The sequence below is a fragment of the Actinomycetota bacterium genome, from assembly GCA_036280995.1.
GTDB lineage: Bacteria > Actinomycetota > CALGFH01 > CALGFH01 > CALGFH01 > CALGFH01.
Map to the genome: position 1 here is coordinate 1 of DASUPQ010000326.1, position 16428 is coordinate 16428.

General features: G+C 75.6%; 15 protein-coding genes. All 15 read left to right on the forward strand.

Translation table 11 applies throughout. The features are described 5' to 3' along the window. The coding region (locus VF468_11100; protein HEX5878850.1) for a TetR/AcrR family transcriptional regulator at window positions 1–235 on the forward strand (235 nt) is incomplete at its 5' end. A gap of 46 nt (window positions 236–281) precedes the next feature. After that, window positions 282–848 carry a macro domain-containing protein gene (locus VF468_11105; GenBank protein HEX5878851.1) on the forward strand — a complete coding sequence of 189 codons (567 nt, stop codon included), beginning with the start codon at window positions 282–284 and terminating at the stop codon, window positions 846–848. Next, a complete protein-coding gene (locus tag VF468_11110; GenBank protein HEX5878852.1) occupies window positions 838–2445 on the forward strand; it encodes an ATP-binding protein in 1608 nt (535 codons plus the stop codon). The genes VF468_11105 and VF468_11110 overlap by 11 nt, the downstream gene beginning before the upstream one ends. 49 nt (window positions 2446–2494) lie before the next feature. Further along, the gene (locus VF468_11115) at window positions 2495–3010 is read left to right on the forward strand and encodes an HNH endonuclease (GenBank protein ID HEX5878853.1); all 516 of its coding nucleotides are present in this window, start codon (window positions 2495–2497) and stop codon (window positions 3008–3010) included. Continuing rightward, on the forward strand, window positions 2965–4536 hold the full coding sequence (locus VF468_11120; protein ID HEX5878854.1) for a metallophosphoesterase family protein: 1572 nt from the start codon (window positions 2965–2967) through the stop codon (window positions 4534–4536). The genes VF468_11115 and VF468_11120 overlap by 46 nt, the downstream gene beginning before the upstream one ends. A 196-nt stretch (window positions 4537–4732) precedes the next feature. Beyond that, window positions 4733–5170, forward strand: a complete 438-nt coding sequence (gene mraZ, locus VF468_11125) for a division/cell wall cluster transcriptional repressor MraZ (protein HEX5878855.1) — start codon at window positions 4733–4735, stop codon at window positions 5168–5170. Beyond that, a complete protein-coding gene (rsmH, locus tag VF468_11130; protein HEX5878856.1) occupies window positions 5170–6153 on the forward strand; it encodes a 16S rRNA (cytosine(1402)-N(4))-methyltransferase RsmH in 984 nt (327 codons plus the stop codon). Before mraZ ends, rsmH begins: the two co-directional genes overlap by 1 nt. Further along, the gene (locus tag VF468_11135; GenBank protein HEX5878857.1) at window positions 6150–6626 is read left to right on the forward strand and encodes a hypothetical protein; all 477 of its coding nucleotides are present in this window, start codon (window positions 6150–6152) and stop codon (window positions 6624–6626) included. Before rsmH ends, VF468_11135 begins: the two co-directional genes overlap by 4 nt. Before the next feature lie 27 nt (window positions 6627–6653). After that, window positions 6654–8447 carry a penicillin-binding protein 2 gene (locus tag VF468_11140; protein ID HEX5878858.1) on the forward strand — a complete coding sequence of 598 codons (1794 nt, stop codon included), beginning with the start codon at window positions 6654–6656 and terminating at the stop codon, window positions 8445–8447. Window positions 8448–8561: 114 nt separating this feature from the next. Beyond that, the gene (locus VF468_11145; GenBank protein ID HEX5878859.1) at window positions 8562–10091 is read left to right on the forward strand and encodes a UDP-N-acetylmuramoyl-L-alanyl-D-glutamate--2,6-diaminopimelate ligase; all 1530 of its coding nucleotides are present in this window, start codon (window positions 8562–8564) and stop codon (window positions 10089–10091) included. Further along, on the forward strand, window positions 10088–11476 hold the full coding sequence (murF, locus tag VF468_11150) for a UDP-N-acetylmuramoyl-tripeptide--D-alanyl-D-alanine ligase (GenBank protein ID HEX5878860.1): 1389 nt from the start codon (window positions 10088–10090) through the stop codon (window positions 11474–11476). The genes VF468_11145 and murF overlap by 4 nt, the downstream gene beginning before the upstream one ends. Before the next feature lie 3 nt (window positions 11477–11479). After that, window positions 11480–12553, forward strand: coding sequence for a phospho-N-acetylmuramoyl-pentapeptide-transferase (gene mraY / locus VF468_11155; GenBank protein HEX5878861.1), 1074 nt, complete (start codon window positions 11480–11482; stop codon window positions 12551–12553). 46 nt (window positions 12554–12599) lie between these two features. After that, window positions 12600–14024 (forward strand): UDP-N-acetylmuramoyl-L-alanine--D-glutamate ligase, encoded by a 1425-nt coding sequence (gene murD, locus VF468_11160; GenBank protein ID HEX5878862.1) that lies wholly within the window; start codon window positions 12600–12602, stop codon window positions 14022–14024. Continuing rightward, window positions 14011–15375, forward strand: coding sequence for a putative lipid II flippase FtsW (gene ftsW / locus VF468_11165; GenBank protein HEX5878863.1), 1365 nt, complete (start codon window positions 14011–14013; stop codon window positions 15373–15375). Before murD ends, ftsW begins: the two co-directional genes overlap by 14 nt. Continuing rightward, window positions 15372–16428, forward strand: a 1057-nt coding sequence (gene murG / locus VF468_11170; protein HEX5878864.1) for an undecaprenyldiphospho-muramoylpentapeptide beta-N-acetylglucosaminyltransferase, incomplete at its 3' end; no start/stop codon positions are given. The genes ftsW and murG, both read left to right, overlap by 4 nt.

Here is a 16428-nt window from a genome sequence, read left to right on the forward strand (position 1 = left end):
GGGCCGGGTCCTTGACGAGGTCCGCCGCCAGTTCGTCGGCCGCATCGCCCGCAACATCGAGCACGCCGCCGTCCAGGGGGTGGCCCGCCCCGTCGACCCCCTCACCGCCGCCACCGCCCTCGCCGCCATGGCCGAGCAGACCATGTTCCTGCGCGCGGTCCGCAAGGAACCCCTCGACCGCGACCTCACCGTCGAGACCCTGGCCGACCTCTGGCTCCACGCCCTCTACCGGTAGCCCGGGCGCCTGTCGGGGTACGGTATCCAGAGCAATCGGAGGAAACATGGACGAGCGTCGCAAGGTGGCCCGTTGCGGGGCGACGGACGTCTGGGTCTGGCAGGGCGACATCACCGCCGCCGGCACCGAAGCGATCGTCAACGCGGCCAACAACGAGGGCTGGCTCGGCTCGGGCGTCGCCGGGGCCATCCGCCGGGCGGCCGGCGACCAGGTCGAGGACGAGGCCGTCGCCCAGGCTCCCTGGCCGGTCGGGGACGCGGTCCGGACCGGCCCGGGCCGGCTCGGCGCCCAGGGGGTCAAGGCGATCCTGCACGCCGCCGCCATGGCCCCTGGCCGCCCGGCCAGCGCCGACGCCGTCGGCAGCGCCACCGCGGCCGCGCTGCGCCTGGCCGCCGCCGAGGACCTGACCAGCGTGGCCCTGCCCGCCCTGGGCACCGGCGTCGGCGGGGTCGGGCTGGAGGCGGCGGCCGCGGCCATGGGCGCGGCCGTGCGCGAGCACGCCGCCGGGCCGACCCCGGTCACGACGGTCGTGTTCGCCCTCTACGACCAGGCCGCCCTCGAGCGGTTCGGGGGCGCGCTGGAACGGGCGCTGGGGCCTGGCGATGCGCGCTGAGGCAGGCGGTCCGGAGGCCAGGGCCGACGGCGACCACCTGGCCGCCGGCGGGCTGCTGGAGCGGATCGTCGCCTGGGCCGGCCAGGTCGTCGGCACCCCCAACGGCTACATCTGCCTGATCGAGCCGGACACCGGCGAGATGGTCCTGCGGGTCGGCACCGGGGCCTACACCGGGCTGGTGGGCCTGCGGATGCTCAAGGGCGAGGGCCTGTCCGGGCGGGTCTGGGAGACGGGCGACCCCCTGGCCATCCCCGACTACAGCACCTGGGAGGGGCGGGTGCGCCAGATCGACGCCGCCATCTTCCGGGCCGTCCTCGGGGTCCCGCTGGTGTCCGGCGGCACCGTCACCGGCGTGATCGGCCTGGCCTTCTCCGAGCCCGGGCGGACCTTCAGCGACGACCAGGTCCAGCAGGTCAGCCGGTTCGCCGAGGTGGCCTCGATCGCCCTCGACAACGCCCGCCTGTACGCCGCCGCCCAGCAGGAGCTGGTCGAGCGCCAGCGGGCCGAGCTGCGCTTCCGGACCCTGGTCGAGCAGCTCCCGGTGATGGTCTACAGCGAGGAGTTCGAGGTCGGGGGCTCCCGCATGTGGGTCAACTCCCAGGTGGCGATGTTCGGGGCCTCGCTCGAGGACGCCTCCAGCAAGAACTTCTGGAAGACCCGCCTGCACCCCGACGACCGCGACCGGGTGCTGGCCGAGGAGGCCCGCTGCGAGCAGACCGGCGAGCCGTTCCGGATGGAGTACCGGACCATCCACGCCGACGGGCACGTCATGTGGATCCGCGACCAGTGCGTGCTCGTCCGCGACGAGTCCGGCCAGCCCCTGTACTGGCAGGGGGTGGTGGTCGACCTCACCGACGTCCGCCGGGCCCTGGAGCTGGAGCGCGAGGCGACCCGGCGGCTGCGCGCCCTCGACCAGATGAAGAACACCTTCCTGGACGCGGTGTCGCACGAGCTGCGCACCCCCCTGGCCGCGATCGTCGGCATCGGCCTCACCCTGGAGCACAAGGCCGGCAGCCTGGCCGAGGAGGACCGCAGCGACCTCTACACCCGGCTGGTGGCCAACGGCCGCAAGCTCGACCGGCTGCTCAACGACCTGCTCGACCTGGACCGGCTCACCCACGGGATCGTCGCCCCCAAGCGCCGCCCCACCGACGTGGCCGCCCTGGCGACCCGGATCGCCGACGACTGGGCCCTGCTCAACGGCCGCCGGCCCCAGGTCGTGGCCGAGCCCGTCACCGTCTCCCTCGACCCGGCCAAGGTCGAGCGGATCATCGAGAACCTGCTGGCCAACGCGGCCAGGCACACCCCGGCGGACACCCCGGTGTGGGTGCGGGTGGAGCACCCACCCGGCGGCGACGGGGTCCTGCTGGCGGTCGAGGACGCCGGCGCCGGCGTCCCGGCCGAGCTGCGCGACAGCGTGTTCGAGCCGTTCCGCCAGGGGCCGGGCACCCCGGCCCACGCCCCCGGGGTCGGCATCGGGCTGACCCTGGTCGCCCGGTTCGCCGAGCTCCACGGGGGGCGGGCCTGGGTGGAGGAGCGGCCGGGGGGCGGCTCGTCGTTCCGGGTCCTGCTCCCGGACGCGCCCCAGGAAGGCTGACCTCCACCGTTATACTGCTGAGCGGCCCCACGCATCGCCACGGGAGGGCATGGTGGAGCGAGCGCTCGTCCTCAACGCGTCGTACCAGCCGATCTGCGTCGTGCCGGTGCGGCGGGCGGTGGTGCTGGTGCTCAAGGAGAAGGCCGACGTGCTCGTGCCCGGCAGCGGCCTGGTCCGCGGGGCCACCCTGGAGGTCCAGGCCCCCAGCGTCATCCGGCTCCGGTACTTTGTGAAGGTGCCGTTCCGAGCCCGGGCCGGCCTCTCCCGTCGAGCGGTGTTCGTGCGCGATGACCACACCTGCCAGTACTGCGGCGAGCGAGCCGAGAACGTCGACCACGTGGTGCCCCGCTCCCGTGGCGGCCTCCACGTCTGGGAGAACGTGGTCGCCGCCTGCCGGCGCTGCAACAGCCAGAAGGAGGACCGCCTCCTCCATGAGGCAGGCCTCCGCCTGCGGCGCGAGCCCCGGGCGCCCAAGGAGACGCTTTGGATCGTGATCGCCGTCGGCCGCATCGAACCTGGTTGGGCGCCGTTCCTCGGCCTGGAGGCCGACGCCGTCCCCGCCTGACCGTCCCGCCCTCGACCCGGGCGTCCCTCGCCGCCTTCGCCAGGCGCATCGCCCCATGGGCGCTGCCCCTGCTCGCCGGGGCGCTTGGCGCGCTGCTGGCCGTCACCTTTCTGGCCCGGCAGGAGGTCACCGTCGGGCCGGCCCGGGTGCGGCTGGAGGCCGGCCCGGCCGTGACCGGGTCGAGCCGGCTGGCCGCGCCGCCGTTCGGGTCGGTCTCGGCCCGGACCCACCAGGGACCGCTCGCCCTGCGGGCCACCATCGACGACATCGACGTCCAGGGGCTGGGGCGGGTGCTGGAGGGCAGCCCGGGTCCCCCCGGGCCCGGCGGGCCCCGCTTCGCCGAGCTGGAGGCGACCCTCGGCCCCCTGGAGGACGAGGCCCGGCGGGCCGCCACCGTGTTCGTGGTCCGGATCGCCGTGCTCGGGCTGGCCGGCGGGCTGGCCGGGGTGCTGCTGTTCCGCCGCCGGACCGGCCGGCGGCTGCTGCGCTGCGGCCTCGGCGGCCTCCTGGCCACCGTCGTGCTGCTGGGGCCGGCCCTGGCCACCTACGACCTGACCGCCTTCCGCGAGCCCCGCTACGACGGCGCCCTGGAGTACGCCCCGGCCCTGATCGGCGACGTCCGCACCGGCCTTGACCGGCTGCGCACCCTGCGCGAGGAGATGGTCCGCGTCGGCCGCAACCTGGACCGGGCCTACGCCGCCCTGGCCAACCCGGTCGGTGAGCTCGACGGCAACGGCACCGTCCGGGTCCTGCACGTCTCCGACCTGCACCTCAACCCGGCCGGGTTCGACCTGGCCGAGCGGCTGGCCACCCAGTTCGACGTGGCCGCGGTGGTCGACACCGGCGACATGGGCACCTGGGGGCTGCCGACGGAGCCGGCGGTGGCCACCAACATCGGCCGCTTCCGGGTGCCGTACCTGTTCGTCAAGGGCAACCACGACGACGCCGACATGGTCGAGGCCGTGGCCGCCAACGACAACGCCCGGGTGCTGGACGGCGGCGGCGCCGAGGTCGCCGGGATCCGCTTCTTCGGGGTCGCCGACCCGACCTTCACCCCGGGCAAGGGCCACCGGGTGGAGGAGTTCGAGGAGTTCAAGGTGGAGCGGAGCGTCGGCGTGGCCGACGCCATCGAACGCCAGGCCCTGCGCCCCGACGTCCTCCTGGTCCACGACGGCCGCCTGGCCGCCTACGCCCGCGGGCACGTCGCCACCGTCCTCGAGGGCCACCTCCACCGCTTCGGCACCGAGGTCGTCAACGGCACCCGCACCCTGATGACCGGGACCACCGGGGCCGGCGGCCCCGACAACTTCCGGGCCCCCGACCCGCCCCCGGCCGACGCCCAGGTCGTCTACTTCGACCCCGAGACCCGCCGGCCGGTGGCCGTCGACCGCATCACCGTCCGCCTCCCCGGCTCCTCCTTCTCGGTCGAGCGCCTGCTCCTCCCCGAGGGCGCGACCGCCTTCACCCCCGACCCGCTGGAGGTCCCCCCGGACCTCGCCCCGGCTCCCGGCGCCCAGGGCGGCTGACCCTCTCTCCCTCGCTCCAGTGGAGGGAAGTGGAGGATTGGCGGTCGTTCCGGTCTGGCCCTGATTTCGGCCGCTGATTCCCATTTTCCCAGCTCAATTGGCCTCTCTCTGTGGCCGCAGATGGATTGACGGTAGGGGTGGGGTGGAGTAAAGTGGCGGCAAGTGGAGGGAACGGGGGAGGGGAGCGGCGCTGTTCATCGGCACCTACGACCACTCCCTGGATCCAAAGGGCCGGGTGATCCTTCCGCGCAAATTCCGGGACGAGCTGGGGCAGGACATGGTGATCACCAAGGGCGTCGGCAAGGAGCGGTGCCTGTACGTGTTCCCCCAGGCCGAGTTCGAGGCCTTCGCGGCCAAGCTCGACAGCCAGCCTCTGACCGCCCGCCCGACCCGGGACTTCCAGCGGATGTTCATCGCCGGGGCCAGCTCCGAGACCGCCGACTCCCAGGGCCGGGTGGTGATCCCGCAGGCCCTGCGCGAGTACGCCGGCCTCACCAAGGACGTGGTCCTGCTCGGCCAGATCCGCCGGGTCGAGATCTGGGACAAGGCGGAGTGGGAGCGCTACCGGACCGTGGCCGAGGCCGCCTACGCCGACGAGACCAACGCCGCCCACCTGGCCGAGCTGGGGATCTGATGGTGTTGACCGCCGCCCGTCACGTCCCGGTCATGGCCGACCGGGTCACCGCCCTGCTCCGGCCCCGGCCCGGCGGGACCTACCTCGACGCCACCCTCGGCCTCGGCGGCCACGCCGAACGCCTGCTGGAGGCCAGCTCCCCCGACGGCCGGGTCGTCGGCCTCGACCGCGACCCGGCCGCCCTCGCCCTGGCCCGCGAGCGGCTCGCCTGGGCCGGGGACCGCCTGGTGGCCGTGCCCGCCTCCTTCGAGGACCTGGGCGCGGTGGCCGGGCGCCTGGGCCTGGGGGCGGTCGACGGGGTCCTCTACGACCTCGGGGTGTCGTCGCTCCAGCTCGACCAGGCCGACCGCGGCTTCAGCTACCGGGCCGACGCCCCCCTCGACATGCGCATGGACCCGACCACCGGGATCACCGCGGCCCAGGTGCTGGCCACCTACCCGCGGGCCGAGCTCGCCCGCATCCTGCGCGAGTACGGCGAGGAGCGCTTCGCGGGCCGCATCGCCCGCGCCCTGGACGAGGCGCGCCGCCGCGCCCCCATCGCCACCACCGGCCAGCTGGCCGAGCTGGTCAAGGCGGCCGTGCCCGCGGCCGCCCGGCGGACCGGTCCCCACCCGGCCCGCCGGGCCTTCCAGGCCCTGCGCATCGAGGTCAACCGGGAGCTGGACGCGCTCCGGGCCTCCCTGCCGCAGGCGATCGACCTGCTCGCCCCCGGCGGGCGGCTGGTCGTGCTGAGCTACCACTCCCTCGAGGACCGCATCGTCAAGCAGGCCCTGGCCGACGCCGCCGGCCGTCTCCCCGAGACGCCCCACCGGCTCCCGGTGGACCCGCCGGCCACCGCGGCGGCGACCGTCGCCGTCCTGACCCGCCGGCCCGAGCGGCCGGCCCCGGCCGAGGTGGCGGCCAACCCGCGGGCCGAGAGCGCCAAGCTGCGCGCGGCCGAGAAGCTCCAGCAGGACACCCAGGCCCGAGGGGGCCATTCATGAGCCCGGCCACCGGTCACGCCAGGGCCCCGCGCCAGGCGCCACGCCCCCAGTTCCAGCTGCCACGGCTGCGGGCCGTGGCCCCGATCAGCCGGGTCCCGCGCCTGCCGTTCCTGCTCCTCACCGTGGCCGCCATCGTGGCCGGGGTGTTCGGGCTGGTCGCCCTCAACGTCAGCGTCAACCAGCAGTCCTTCCGGATCAGCGAGCTGCAGCAGCACAACCGCCTGGCCGAGGCCCGCTGGATCGCCCTCCAGGCCGACGTGGACCGGCTCCGGGCGCCCGCCCGCATCGCCAAGGCGGCCAGGTCGGCCCGGCTGGTCCCCGCCGGCCGGCCCCGGGTCGTGGCCTGGCCCGGCTCGCGCGGCAAGCAAGATGTGGCCCCCCCGGGGGCGGCGACTTCCCCCGCCGCCCCCGGGGCCGGCCTCGCCCAAGGGGACGACCCGTTCCCGCTCAAGCGCTACCTGGCCGAGCCCTAGGCCGCCGGTCCAATCAAGGGGGGAAGAGTGCCGCAGGCAAAGGGGAGCGGCAGGAAGCGGCCGCCCGCGCGACGTCCGCCGCCCCGGCGCCGGCCACCGCTCAAGCGGCGCCGGCGCCGGGTCAGTGGCCGGCGGCGGCTGCTGGCCCTGCTGATCCTGAGCATCCTCGCCTTCGGCGCCATCTCCGGGCGGCTGATCGTCCTCCAGGTGTTCGACGCCGGCTCCCTCGATCAGGCGGCGGCCCGCCAGCGCCTCACCGTCATCGAGCTGCCGGCCATGCGCGGCCGCATCTTCGACCGCAACCTCAGCGACCTGGCCATCTCGATCCCGGCCCGGTCGGTCTGGGCCGACCCCCGCCTGGTCAGGAACAGGCGGCACACCGCGGCCAAGCTGGCCGGCGTCCTCGGCATGTCGAAGAAGCGGCTGGCCCAGCGGCTGGCCTCCAAGGGCCGCTTCGTCTACCTGGTCCGGCGCATCCCCAAGTCCCGGGGCGACATGGTCCAGCGGCTCAACCTGCCCGGCGTCTTCGTGGAAGGGGCCGTCGCCCGCCGCTACCCCTCGGGCACCGTGGCCGCCCAGGTCCTCGGCTTCGTCGACGTCGAGGGCCACGGCCAGGCCGGCATCGAGCAGCACTACGACGGGCTGCTGCGCGGCCAGCCGGGCAAGGTCCAGCTGGAACGCGACCCCCAGGGCCGCGCCATCCCCCAGGGCCGCCGCTCCCTTGAGCCGGCCGAGCCCGGCACCGACCTGGTCCTCACCATCGACCAGCACCTCCAGTACGTCACCGAGCAGGCCCTGTACCGGGCCGTGCGCCAGCACAAGGCCAAGGCCGGCTCGGTGGTGGTGATGAGCCCGCGCACCGGCGAGGTGCTGGCCATGGCCAACATGCCCACCTTCGACCCCAACCGGATCGCCGCCAGCAGGGCCGAGTCGCGCAAGAACCGGGCCATCGCGGACATGTTCGAGCCCGGCTCGACCAACAAGACGATCACCGCCGCGGCCGCCCTCCAGCACGGCATCGTCACCCCCAAGACCGAGACGATCGTCCCCGACAACCTCCCCCTCTGCCCGGAGAAGACCTTCCGCGACTCCCACTCCCACGCCCCGGAGCTGATGACCTTCGCCGACATCGTGGCCAAGTCCTCCAACGTGGGCACGATCATGGCCGCCAGGGACCTGGGCCGGGACCGGCTCTACCAGACCCAGGTCGACTTCGGCTACGGCCGCCGCAGCGGGGTCGACCTGCCCGGGGAGTCGCCGGGGATCCTGCGTCCGGCCAAGGACTGGTACTGCACCGACCTCGGCACCAACGCCATCGGCCAGGGCGTGGCCGTGACCGTCCTCCAGATGGCCAGCGTGTACGCGACCGTGGCCAACGACGGCGTGCTGCGGGCCCCGACCCTGCTGCGGGGCACCGTCGACGCCCGCGGCACGGTGGCCAAGGCCGAGCGCCGGCCGGGCCGCCGGGTGCTGTCGACCAAGACGGCCAGGAGCATGTCGCGGATCCTCGAGGGCGTGGTCAAGGAAGGCGGCACCGGCACCCAGGCCGCCATGGAGGAGTGGCGGGTGGCCGGCAAGACCGGGACCGCCCGCAAGCCCGACACCGTGCGCGGCGGCTACCGGCCGGGCGCGTACGTCGGCAGCTTCATCGGCTTCGCCCCGGCCGAGAAGCCGGCCGTGGTGGTGGCGGTGGTGATCGACGAGCCGACCCGCGGCTACTACGGCGGGTCGGTTGCGGCGCCGGTGTTCCGGGAGGTGACCGGCACCGCGCTGCGGCGCCTCGGGGTGGTCCCGACCTTACCGGCCAAGGCGGTGCGCTGATGCTAGGCTTTCGCGGGCTGTCACCCATGCCAGGGAATGGCGGTCGCTAGCGGGCGCCGGCGTACCCGCCGCCGGCGGTCCGAGCCGACGACGCGGGCCTCGAAGGTCATGACCTTGACGTCCCGGCGCGTCCCGCTCGCCCGCCTCGCCCCGGCCGTCCAGGGCGAGGTCCGCGGCGACGCCCAGACCCCGGTCACCGACGTCGTCCTCGACACCCGCAAGGTGGTCCCCGGCGCCCTCTTCTGCTGTGTGCCCGGGGCCAGGGTCGACGGCCACGACCTGGCCGGCAAGGCCCTGGACGCGGGCGCGGCCGCCCTGTGCGTGCAGCGGCCCCTCGACCTGGACGCCCCCCAGCTGCTGGTCGGCGGGGTCCGGGAGGCGCTGGCGCCGCTGGCGGCGGCGTTCTTCGACCACCCCTCGCGCCGGCTCGACCTGGTCGGGGTGACCGGCACCAACGGCAAGACCACGACCACCTTCATGCTGGAGGCCATCTTCCGGGCGGCCGGCCGGGTCCCTGGGGTCCTCGGCACCGTCGAGGTCCGGGTCGGCGACGAGCGCCGCCCGGCCGTCCACACCACCCCCGAGGCCCCCGACCTCCAACGGCTGCTGGCCGAGATGGCCGACGCCGGCGTGCAGGCGGCGGCCATGGAGGTGTCCAGCCACGGCCTGGCCCTGCGCCGGGTCGACGGCACCCGCTTCAAGGCGGCCATCTTCACCAACCTCACCCAGGACCACCTCGACTTCCACGCCGACCTGGACGACTACTACCTGGCCAAGCGGCGGCTGTTCACCGCCCCGTTCACCCCCCTGGGGGTGGTCAACGTCGACGACCCCCACGGGCGGCTGCTCGCCGGCACGGCCGAGGTGGCCGTCGTCACCACCGGCACGGCCGACGACGCCGACTGGCGGGCCACCGAGGTGGCGGCCACCCTGGAGGGGACCAGCTTCCAGGTCCGCGCGCCGGCCGGGTCCCGGCCGGTCCGGCTGCGCCTGGCCGGCCAGTTCAACGTGGCCAACGCCCTCGGCGCCCTGGCCGCGGCCGACGCCGTCGGGGTCGACCTGGACACCGCCGTCGCCGGGCTGGAGGCCCTGGCCGGGGTGCCGGGCCGCTTCGAGCGGGTCGACGCCGGCCAGCCCTTCACCGTCCTGGTCGACTACGCCCACACCCCCGACTCCCTCGACAACCTGCTCCGGGCGGCCCGGGCGGTCACCGGCGGGCGGGTGATCGTGGTCTTCGGCTGCGGCGGCGACCGCGACCGGGCCAAGCGGCCGCTGATGGGCGAGATCGCCGGGCGGCTGGCCGACGTGGCCGTGGTCACCTCCGACAACCCCCGCTCCGAGCGCCCGGAGGCGATCGTCGAGCAGGTCGCCGAGGGGGTGGCCCGCGCGGCCGGTCCGGACGGGTTCCTGGTCGAGGTCGACCGCCGGGCCGCCATCCGGGCCGCCCTGGCCATGGCCGGGCCGGGCGACGCCGTCCTGCTCGCCGGCAAGGGCCACGAGCAGGGCCAGGAGTTCGCCGGCGGCGGCAAGGTCCCCTTCGACGACCGCGTCGTGGCCACCGAGGAGCTGCGGGCGCTGCTGGGGGGTCCGGGGGGCTCATGGAGCGAAGCGGTAGCCCCCCGGGAATCGGGGGCGGCACGTTGATCCCGGTCACGCTCAAGGAGATCGCGGAGGTGACCGGGGGGCGGCTGGCCGGCGCCGACCCGGACGCCGTCGTCACCGGGGTCCAGGTCGACTCCCGCAAGGTCCAGCCGGGGGAGCTGTTCGTGGCCCTGCCCGGGAGCCGCACCGACGGCAGCCTGTTCGCGGCCGCCGCCGCCGAGGCCGGCGCGGCCGCGACCCTGGCCCAGGAGGGCACCGTCCTCGCCGGCCCCCGGGTCGAGGTCGCCGACCCCCTGGCCGCCCTCGGCGCCCTGGGCACGGCCGTGCGGGACCGGTCGGCGGCCACGGTGGTGGCGGTCACCGGCTCCAACGGCAAGACCACCACCAAGGACCTGCTCGCCGCCGCCCTGGCCACCCGCCTGCGCACGGTCGCCAACCAGGCCTCGTTCAACAACGAGGTCGGCCTGCCCCTGACCCTCACCCGGATCGAGCCCGGCACCCAGGCGGTGGTGGTCGAGATGGGCGCCCGCGGCCCCGGCCACATCGCCGCCCTGGCCCGCCTGGCCCGGCCCGGGGTCGGCGTGGTCCTCAACGTCGGCGAGTCCCACCTGGGCATGTTCGGCTCCCGGGAGGCGATCGCCAAGGCCAAGGGCGAGCTCGTCGAGGCCCTGCCGCCCGACGGCACGGCCGTGCTCAACGCCGACGACCCCCAGGTGGCGGCCATGGCCGGCCGCACCGTGGCCCGGGTGGTCAGCTTCGGCCAGGCCGCCGGCGAGGTGCGGGCCGCCGGGGTCGAGCTGGACGGCGACGGCCGGGCCCGGTTCCTGCTCCACACCCCGGCCGGGACCGCCCCGGTCGTCCTGCCCGCCCCCGGCGAGCACCTGGTCGGCTGCGCCCTGGCCGCGGCCGCGGCCGCCCACGTCCTCGGGGTGGGGCCGGACGACGCCGCCGCCGGCCTGGCCGCGGCCCGCCTGTCGCCCATGCGGATGCAGGTCCACCGCCGGCCCGACGGGCTGACCGTGGTCAACGACGCCTACAACGCCAACCCGTCGTCGATGGCGGCGGCCCTCAAGACCCTGGCCGCCCTCGGCCGCCAGGGCGGGCGCACGGTGGCCGTGCTCGGCGAGATGGCCGAGCTGGGCCCGGACGCGGCCGCCGAGCACGACCGCATCGGCCGCCTGGCCACCCGCCTGGGCATCGACCGGCTGGTCGGGGTGGGGGAGCCGGGCCGGGTGATGGCCGCCGCCGCCCGCATGGAGGGCATGTGGCCCGAGGAGGCCGAGGCGGTCCCCGACGCCGACGCCGCCGTGGCCCTGCTCACCCCCGCCCTCGGCCCCGACGACGTGGTCCTGGTCAAGGCCAGCCGGGTCGTCGCCCTCGACCGGGTCGCCGACGCCCTGCTTCGTCCCCGGCCGGAAGGGGTCTGACCGTTGGTCGGGATCCTGATCGCGGCCGCCGTCGCCCTCGCCCTGGGCCTGGTCGGCACGCCGCTGGCCATCCGGACCTTCCGGCGGCGCGGGCTCGGCCAGCTCATCCAGGCCGACCTGCCCGACGCCCACCAGACCAAGCGCGGCACCCCGACGATGGGCGGGGCGGTGATCATCCTCGGCGCCGTCGCCGGCTACCTGGTCGTCCACCTGTTCAGCGGCGGCCGGGTCCCGTTCACCCCGGCCGGGGCGCTGGTCGTCATCACCATGGTCCTGCTCGGCATCGTCGGCTTCGTCGACGACTACCTCAAGATCCGCAACCAGCGCAGCCTCGGCCTGACCAAGACGGCCAAGTTCGCCGGCCAGGCCCTGGCCGCGATCGTGCTCGGGGTCGGCGCCTGGTACTGGGCCGACGCCTTCCGCGGCATCTCCTTCATCCGCCCCCTCGGCGGCACCGAGCTCCACCTCATCCTGTTCCTGGTCTGGGTGTTCCTGCTCGTCTCGGCGACCTCCAACGGGGTCAACCTGACCGACGGCATGGACGGGCTCGCCTCCGGCTCCACCGTGCTGGTGGTGGCCGCCTACGTGGTCATCGGGTTCTGGCAGTTCCGCCACCTGTGCGGGAGCCCGCCCGACACCGCCGGCTGCTACCGGTTCCCGGCCGGCGAGTCGCCCCAGGACCTGGCCATCGTGGCCGCGGCCATGATGGGCTCGACGGCCGGGTTCCTGTGGTGGAACGCCCCCCCGGCCCGCATCTTCATGGGCGACACCGGCTCGCTGGCCCTCGGCGGCACCCTGGCCGCCCTGGCCCTGTTCACCAACACCCAGCTGCTGCTGGCCGTCCTCGGCGGGCTGTACGTGGTCGAGACCCTGTCGGTGATCCTCCAGGTGGCCTCGTTCCGGCTGTTCCAGCGGCGGGTGTTCAAGATGGCCCCCATCCACCTCCACTTCGAGCTCTCGGAATGGCCGGAGTTCACCGTGATCGTGCGCTTCTGGATCCTGGCCGGCCTGGCCGTCGCCTTCGGGCTCGGGCTGTTCTACGCCGAGTTCCTGGCCGCCGGAGGCACCGGTGGATAGGCACGGGTCCCCAGACACCTGGCCGGCGCGCTGCCCGCCGGGGTGGTTGGCCGGGCTGCCGGTGCTGGTCGCCGGGCTGGGGCGCTCCGGGCGGGCCGCCGCCCGCCACCTGGCCGAGGCCGGCGCGGACGTGGTCGCCTGCGACGACGCCCCCGACCTGGACACCGGCGAGCTGGCCGCCTTCGGGGTCAAGGCCCACCTCGGCCCGGCCGGCCCCGAGCTGCTGGACGGGCGTGCCCTGCTGGTCGTCGCCCCCGGCCTGCCCGAGCGCCACCCGCTCATCCAGGGCGCCCTGGCCGGCGGGATCCCCGTCTGGAGCGAGGTGGAGCTGGCCGCCCGGGTCGCGACCATGCCGCTGGTCGGGGTGACCGGCACCAACGGCAAGACCACCACCACCGAGCTGGCCGCGGCCATGCTGACCGCCTCCGGCGGCCACGCCGTGGCCGCCGGCAACGTCGGGCTGCCCCTGATCGACGCCGTGCTCGACCGCCACCCGCCCGACGCGGTGGTGGTCGAGCTGTCCAGCTTCCAGCTCCGCTTCACCTGGACCCTCCACCTCCGGGCCGGGGCCTGGCTCAACTTCGCCCCCGACCACCTCGACTGGCATCCCGACCTGGCCGCCTACGCCGAGGCCAAGGCCAGGGTCTGGGCCAACCAGGGCCCCGGCGACTGGTCCCTGTACGGCGCCGACGACCCGGTGGTGACCGCCCACGCCGCCGACGCCGGAGGGACCCCGGTGCCGTTCACCGGCGGCCGGCCCGCCCCTGGTGGGCTCGGCATGGAGGCCGGGGTCGCCCTGTCGCGGGTCCCCGGCCACGAGGGCGGGCTCTGGCGGGCGGCCGCCCTGCGCCTCCCGGGACGCCACAACCTGGCCAACGCCATCGCCGCCTCCGGGGTCGCCATGGCCCTGGGCGCCCACCCGGCCGGGATGGCCAGGGCGGTGGCCGCCTTCCGGGCCGGGGCCCACCGGCTGGCCACGGTGGGGGAGGTCCGGGGGGTGGCGTTCGTGAACGACTCCAAGGCGACCAACCCGCACGCCGCCGCCCGCGCCCTGGCCGCCTTCCCGCGGGTCGTCTGGATCGCCGGGGGCCGCAACAAGGGCCTGTCGTTCGACGAGCTGGTCGCCGGGGCCAGCGGCCGGATGGTCGGGGTGGTGCTGGTCGGGGAGGCGGCCGAGGAGCTGGCCGACGCCCTCGGCCGGGCCGGCTACCCGGGGCCGGTGGTGCGGGCCGCCTCGGTCGGCGAGGCCGTCACCGTCGGCTTCGGCCTGGCCGACCCCGGCGACACCGTGCTGCTCGCCCCGGCCTGCGCCAGCCAGGACCAGTTCGCCGACTACGCCGAGCGGGGCGCGGCCTTCGAGGCCGCCGTCGGCCGGCTGGCCGAGCGGCACCGGGAAGGCGGGGGGTCCGGGGGCCTCAAGCCTCGGCCCCCGGAGAGCGGCGAGCATCGAGGTGGCCATGGCGGCCGGTGACGCCGCGCGGGCCCGGCGGGTGGCCAGGCCGCTGCTGGGCGCCGGCTCCACCTACTGGCTGCTGCTCGCCGTGGCCTGCGCCCTGCTGGTCATCGGGCTGGTCATGGTGCTGTCCGCCTCCTCGGTGTTCGCCCTGGCCCGCCAGGGCGACTCCTACGCCTACTTCAAGCGCCAGCTGCTGTGGGTGGCCGGCGGGGCGGTGGCCATGCTGGTGGTCAGCCGCATCGACTACCGGCACTGGCGCCGGCTGGGCACGCCCCTGCTGGCCGTGGCCACCGCCGGCCTGGTCTACGTGCTCATCCACCCGGGCGCGGTGTCGGCCTACGGGTCGACCCGCTGGATCTCGATGCCGGGCGGGTTCACCGTCCAGCCGGCCGAGTTCGCCAAGCTCGCCCTGCTGCTGTTCTCGGCCGACGTGCTCACCCGCAAGGCCCGCCTGCTCGGCGACGTCCGCCACCTGCTGGTGCCGGTCCTGCCCCTGACCTTGCTGCTGGCCACCCTGGTGATGCTGGAGCCGGACCTCGGCACCACCCTGCTGCTGTGCGCCATCGCCTTCGGGATGCTGTTCGTGGCCGGGGCGCCGCTGCTGCTCCTGGGCGGGATCGGCGCCCTCGGCCTGACCGCCGGCATGGGCCTGATCATGAGCGCCGACTACCGCCGCAGCCGGTTCCTGTCGTTCATGGACCCGGCCGCCGACCCCCAGAACGGCGGCTACCAGTTCATCCAGGGGCGGCTGGCCCTCGGCTCGGGGGGGCTGCTCGGGGTCGGGCTGGGGGCGGGCCGCCAGAAGTGGTCGTACGTGCCCAACGCCCACACCGACTTCATCTTCGCCATCATCGGCGAGGAGCTGGGGCTGCTCGGCACCCTGTCGATCCTGCTGCTGTTCGTCGCCTTCGCCTACGCCGGGGTGCGGGTCGCCCAGCGCGCCCCCGACCCCTTCGGCCGCTACCTGGCCGGCGGGGTCACCGTCTGGATCGTGGTCCAGGCCCTGGTCAACATCGGCGCCGTGGTCGGGGTGCTGCCGATCACCGGGGTGCCGCTGCCGCTGGTCTCCTTCGGCGGCTCCAGCATGCTGGTGCTGCTGGCCGCCACCGGCATGCTGCTGAACGTGGCCCGGCACGAGGTCTGGTCGGTGCGGACCTCGGTGATCGCGACCACGACGAAGACGGCGGCCGAGCGCCGGGGCCGCCGCACCGCCGGCCGGGCCCCGCCCCGCCCGGCCGCCAGGGGCCGCCCGGCCTCGGTGCGGACCACCACCCGGGGCGGCCCCCACCGCCAGACCCCGGCCCAGAAGGCCAAGGCCGACGCCGAGCGGGCGGCCAGGCGAACCCCGAGAAGGGAGCCAAGATGACCGTCCCGGGAGCGGGTGGGCTGCCGGCCCCCGAGGACCGGCCCGGCCTCTCCCTGCTGGTCGCGGCCGGCGGCTCCGGGGGCCACGTGTTCCCCGGGCTGGCCCTGGCCCGCACCATCGTCCGCCACGCCCCGGAGGCGACCGTCCGGTTCGCCGGCACGTCCAGGGGGCTCGAGACCCGGGCCGTGCCCGAGGCCGGCTTCGCCCTCGACCTGCTGCCGATCCTGCCCCTGTCGCGCCGGCTGGCCAAGGAGACCCTGCTGGCCCCGTTCGCCGCCGTCAACGGCACCTTCGCCGCCCGCCGGCTGCTCCGCGAGCACCACTTCGACGTGGTCTGCGGCATGGGCGGCTACGTCACCCTCCCGGTGGCGGTGGCGGCCAGGCTCGAGGGCGTGCCGGTCGTGCTCCACGAGCAGAACGCCGTGCCCGGGGTCGCCAACCGCCTGGCCGCCAAGGTGGCCAGCCGGATCGCGGTCGGGGTGGCTGCGGCCGCCGAGGCCTTCCCGCCCGAGCGGACCACGGTGGTCGGCAACCCGGTCCGGCCCGAGCTGGCCCGCCTCGACCGGGCGGCCCTGCACGACGAGGCGGTGGCCGCCTTCGGCCTCGACCCCGGCCGGCGCACCCTGTTCGTGTTCGGCGGCAGCCAGGGGGCGCGCCACATCAACCAGGCGGTGATCGCGGCCACCGCCCACTGGCCCGACCCCGGCGCCGTCCAGGTCCTGCACGCCTGCGGGCGGCGGGACGAGGCCGACGTCCGGGCCGCCTGGGCCGCGGCCGACCCCGACGGCCGGGGGCTGCTGGTCAAGATCGTCCCGTTCGTCGACCGCATGGACCTGGCCTACGCCGCCGCCGACCTGGCCATGACCAGGGCCGGCGCCATCACCGTGGCCGAGCTGACGGCCGCCGGGATGCCGGCCGTGATGGTCCCGCTGCCCCACGCCACCGCCGACCACCAGGCGGCCAACGCCCGGGCGGTCGCCGCCGGCGGCGGGGCCGTGGTGGTCGACGACGCCGCCCTTGACGGCCCGGCGGTGGTCGCCGCCGCCGCGCCGC

What these genes read in the sequence shown, in the direction of transcription:
- VF468_11105 (HEX5878851.1), top strand. Translation starts at nt 282, where the DNA reads ATGGACGAGCGTCGCAAGGTGGCCCGTTGCGGGGCGACGGACGTCTGG.
- VF468_11110 (HEX5878852.1), top strand. Translation starts at nt 838, where the DNA reads ATGCGCGCTGAGGCAGGCGGTCCGGAGGCCAGGGCCGACGGCGACCAC.
- VF468_11115 (HEX5878853.1), top strand. Translation starts at nt 2,495, where the DNA reads ATGGTGGAGCGAGCGCTCGTCCTCAACGCGTCGTACCAGCCGATCTGC.
- rsmH (HEX5878856.1), top strand. Translation starts at nt 5,170, where the DNA reads ATGGTGTTGACCGCCGCCCGTCACGTCCCGGTCATGGCCGACCGGGTC.
- VF468_11135 (HEX5878857.1), top strand. Translation starts at nt 6,150, where the DNA reads ATGAGCCCGGCCACCGGTCACGCCAGGGCCCCGCGCCAGGCGCCACGC.
- ftsW (HEX5878863.1), top strand. Translation starts at nt 14,011, where the DNA reads ATGGCGGCCGGTGACGCCGCGCGGGCCCGGCGGGTGGCCAGGCCGCTG.